This is a genomic window from Kitasatospora putterlickiae (assembly GCF_039527695.1).
Lineage (GTDB): Bacteria > Actinomycetota > Actinomycetes > Streptomycetales > Streptomycetaceae > Kitasatospora > Kitasatospora putterlickiae.
Window position 1 is genome coordinate 1 of sequence record NZ_BAAAKJ010000491.1, and the last position, 4,357, is coordinate 4,357.

A 4,357-nucleotide genomic window follows, 5' to 3' on the forward strand; every position below is an offset into this window, starting at 1 on the left:
GTGGCGAGCACCCGCCCGCCGGACAGCACCAGCGCCTCGGCCTCGGCCTCGGTCGCCGCGAGACCGGTGTCCGGGAACCCGCCGGACGGGGCCGCCGACTCACCGCCGACGGGCTCGTAGCGGGGGAAACCGAACCCGCCGCCCGGCCCGGCCGGTTCCGACGAGCGCTGCTCGGGCACCCGCCCCAGCTCCTCGGCGTACCGGAACGCCTCCGGCGGCAGCAGCCGCCCGGCCCCGGTGGACACCGCGCGCGCCAGGTAGCCGGCCAGCGCCTCCCACGCCCCCGAGCCGCCGTACAGCGACTCGCGGGCCTGGGCGGTCAGCCAGGCGACCTCCTCGGCCGCGATCCGCTGGACCAGCACCTCCTTGCTCGGGAAGCGCCGGTACACCGTGCCCACGCCGACCCCGGCCCGCCGCGCGACCTCCTCCATCGGCGCGCCGTAGCCGAACTCGCCGAACACCTCGCGGGCCGCGCGCAGCACGCTCTCCAGATTCCGGCGGGCGTCGACCCGTAGCCGCGCGCCCGGTGGCCCGCCGGCCGGTGTGATCTCGCCGCCCCGGTACGGGACCGCCGCGTACGCCGTCCCGCTCGCCCCAGGCCCGCCGGACACGCCGGCCGTCCCGGGCGGCCCGGCCGCCTCGGCGGGGCCGCGTTGCTCCGGGACCACGCCCTGACCGGGGTGTGCCGCACCCGCTCGCCCCAACAGTCGCTCCTGTTCCATCATCCCAACTCTCCCCCGCAGGCGTCCGATTCCGGACCCTGTCGTCGCCCGCCCCTGCACCCCCCGGTGCAGCTAAGCCTGAAAGAAATGACCGATGACCCATCGCTCGTGCCGTTGGTGGTGCCGTCCGGGTGGCGCCCGACCGCGGGTACGGCCGCGCGCAGACCACCCGGACCCCGATCCGGCGGGCGCCGCCGGGCCGATCGGTGCGATCGGACCGGCGTGTCGGCGCCCGTTCGGGGCCTTGTCCGGGAACTACCCTTCCCCGGATCACGGTCCCGCAGTCGGGTTCTCCCGCCAACACTAGAACTGGCCGTAATGGCCGCTCCACGGTGCGTCGCCGCCAGTTGACATGGCAGTGGCCGCGACGCCACACAATCCGACCATAGTTCACCGTCGTTCGAGGCCGAAAGTGCGTCAGAAACTGACCCCGGCGGCACATCTGTCCCCGCGAGGTCCCGGCGGCCCCATCCGCCACAGTACGGATGGTGGACAAGACGGCGCCGACGGTCCTTTATTGGTGGGCGTGATGGGGGCATGCCCGGTCGAAGGCGGGCGCCGGGCCCCATCGACGGGAGGTGTGCCATCAGGATCCTGATCGTCGGCGGCGGGTGCGCGGGCATGTCCGCGGCGCTGCACCTCCAGCGCGGCCTGCGCGAGCGGCTGCGGCGCGGCGAGGTCCAGCTCACCGTGGTCGAGCCGCAGGCCTACCTCACCTACCACCCGCTGCTCGCGGAGGTCGCCGCCGGCACCATCGACCCCCGGCACGTCGTCGTGCCGCTGCGCCGGGAGCTCACCGAGTGCCGGGTGCTCACCGCCCGGATCACCCGGATCGAGCACGCCACCCGCCGGGCCTGGGCCGACGCCGCCGGCCCGGGCGAGCCGCCCGCACCCGTCGAACTCGACTACGACGTCCTGGTGCTCGCCCCGGGCGCGGTCTCCCGGACCGCGCCCGTCCCCGGCCTGGCCGAGCACGGCCGCGGCTTCTCCACCGTCGGCGAGGCCGTCGGCCTGCGCGACCACGTCCTGGAACAGCTCGACCTGGCCGCCACCACCCGGGACCCGGCGCTCCGCCAGGCCGCGCTCACCTTCGTCTTCGTCGGGGCCGGCTACGCGGGCGTCGGCGCGCTCGCCGAACTGGAGGACATGGCCAGGTACGCCGTGCGCGGCCACCACAACATCACCCCCGGGGACCTGCGCTGGGTGCTGGTCGAGGCCACCGACCGGATCCTCGCCGAGGAGCCGCCCGAACTCGCCGACCACACCCTGGCCCAGCTGCGCGAGCGCAGCGTCGACGTCCGCCTGCGCACCACCCTGGAATCGGCCGCCGACGGGATCATGGCGCTCTCCGACGGCAGCCGGTTCGCGGCCCGCACCCTGGTCTGGACGGCCGGGGTCCGCCCGAACCCGCTGCTGCGCGACACCGACCTGCCCTTGGACACCGCCGGCCGGGTCCGCTGTCTGCCCACGCTCCAGGTGCTCGGCCCGGACGGCCGCGCGCTGCCGGGGGCCTGGGCGGCCGGGGACGGCGCCGCCGTGCCCGATCCGCGCGCGGACGGCGCGCCGTGCGCGCCGAACGCCCAGCACGCCTTCGCCCAGGCCGTACTGCTGGCCGCCAACGTGCTGGTCGCGCTGGACGGCGGCCCGCACGCGCCCGGCATCGCCGAGTACCGGCCCGAGGCCCCGGCCTGCTCCACCTCGCTGGGCGTCGGCCGGGCGGTCGCCCACACCAGGCGCGGCGGACGGCTGACCGGCCGCCGGGCCTGGTGGCTCCACCGGGCCCGGCACCTGCGCAGGCTGCCGAGCGGCGAGCGGCGGGTGCGGGTCCTCATGGACTGGGTGCTGGCCGGGTTGTTCTCCCGCGAGGTCGTCCCGCTCGGCCGGCCCGACCGGCGGGCGCCGGCCGACGAGCGGCCGGTGTGAGCCACTCCGGCGGCCCGTCCGCCACCGCCCGGTCGGAGTACCGACACGGCCCTGTGGCCGATCGGACGGCCACGTGTGGCGCGGGCGACTTCCGGAATCGGGCCTTCGCCTGACAGGATCGGCCCGACCGAGTCATTACCCCGTGTGCTGACGAGTGCACAAAAAGTGATGAGATGTCTGGAACCCGAGGAAGCGGCCGTCGTTTGAACCTCATGCGCTGGAGCGCCCGGCTCACCGGAGCCCCGTGGCGCGCCACCCCGCCGTCCGGGGCCGGCAGCGACCGCGCCGCGCCGTCCGGCGACGCCGTGGTGGTGCCCGGCCCCCGCGACCCCACCAGCCCCGCCGGCCCGGTCGACACCCCCGAGGCCCTCGACCCCACCGGCGTGCTCGACCCGCACCGGCCCCAGGACCTCCGGGAGGTCCTCAACCGCATCCCGGCCCCGGTCGCCGTCACCTACGGCCCGCTGCACCAGCTCGGCTACGCCAACCGCGCCTACCGCGAACTCTTCGGCGAGCGCCCCACCGGCCTGCCCGCCTGCGACGCGCTGCCCGAACTCGGCACCCTCGGCGTGCTGCCCCTGATGGACCAGGTGATCCGCGGCGGCAGCCCCCGCAGCGTCAAGGCCCGCTGCATCCTCGGCCTCACCGGCAACCGCTACTACAACGTCTCCTGCGTCCCCCTCACCCGCGACCCGGGCCGCACCGGTCCCGGCGGCGCGCCCGTCCTTTCCACCCAAACGAGCGACGACCCGACGTCCGGCGTCCTCGTCTTCGCCGCCGAGGTCACCGACCAGGTCCTCGCCGCCGCCCGGCTGCGCGAGTCCGAGCGCCGCCACCGCGAGGCCGCCGTCACCCTCCAGCGCAGCCTCCTCCCGCAGAAGCTCGACCAGCCGGCCGACCTCAGGGTCGCCGCCACCTACCAGCCCGGCGGAGCCGAGGCCGCCGTCGGCGGCGACTGGTACGACGTCATCGCCATCGGCGGCGGCCGCACCGCCCTGGTCATCGGCGACGTCATGGGACGCGGCCTGCGCGCCGCCGCCGTCATGGGCCAGCTCCGCACCGCCGTCCGCGCCTACGCCCGCCTCGACCTCCCGCCGCACAAGGTGATGAGCCTGCTCGACGGCCTCGCCATGGAGATCGACGCCAATCAGATCGCCACCTGCACCTACGCCGTCTGGGATCCGCAGGGCCGCACCCTCGGCTACGCCTCCGCCGGCCACCTCCCGATCCTGCTGCGCTGCCCCGACGGCACCGTCCTGCGCAGTGAGGAACAGAACGGCCCGCCGCTGGGCACCGGGGGAGGGGTCCACCACCTCTCGCACACCCTGCGGCTGCTGCCCGGCACCACCGGCGTCCTCTACACGGACGGTCTGGTCGAGCGCCGCGACGAGGACATCGACCAGGGCCTCGACCAGCTCGCCCGCACCCTCACCGGCGCGGTCGGCTCCCCCGACGTGGTCTGCGCCCGCCTGCTGCGGGCGATGGGCGTCACCTCCGAGCACGACGACGACGTCGCCGTCCTGGTCTTCCAGCTGCCGGCCGAGGAGGAGTCCCCCGAATGGAGACGGGCGCTTGACTCGGCCGGGCGAGAGGTCTAGTGTTCTTCGAGCTGCCTGGCTGGGAGCACCGGACACGTGTCTGCGCGGACGGTCCCGAGGTAGCCAATCCTCTGAAACACCACCTCTTCCCGGTTACGGGCCGAGGCGTGTCGT

The 4,357-nt window shown here is 75.4% G+C and carries 2 protein-coding genes and 1 pseudogene; 2 read left to right on the top strand and 1 reads right to left on the bottom strand.

Annotated features, from left to right (window positions below; translation table 11 throughout):
• Positions 1–725, bottom strand: a 725-nt coding sequence (locus ABD308_RS37735; RefSeq protein WP_344345328.1) for a TetR/AcrR family transcriptional regulator, incomplete at its 3' end; no start/stop codon positions are given.
• Positions 726–1,259: 534 nt separating this feature from the next.
• Between ABD308_RS37735 and ABD308_RS37740 the strand changes: the two genes are divergently transcribed.
• Positions 1,260–2,645 carry an NAD(P)/FAD-dependent oxidoreductase gene (locus ABD308_RS37740; RefSeq protein WP_344345331.1) on the top strand — a complete coding sequence of 462 codons (1,386 nt, stop codon included), beginning with the start codon at positions 1,260–1,262 and terminating at the stop codon, positions 2,643–2,645.
• Positions 2,646–2,848: 203 nt separating this feature from the next.
• Positions 2,849–4,186 (top strand): annotated as a pseudogene (locus ABD308_RS37745) (PP2C family protein-serine/threonine phosphatase); the annotation flags it as partial.
• Positions 4,187–4,357: the final 171 nt, after the last annotated feature.

Coding starts and splice junctions, on each gene's coding strand:
- ABD308_RS37740 (WP_344345331.1), top strand. CDS start 1,260: ATGCCCGGTCGAAGGCGGGCGCCGGGCCCCATCGACGGGAGGTGTGCC.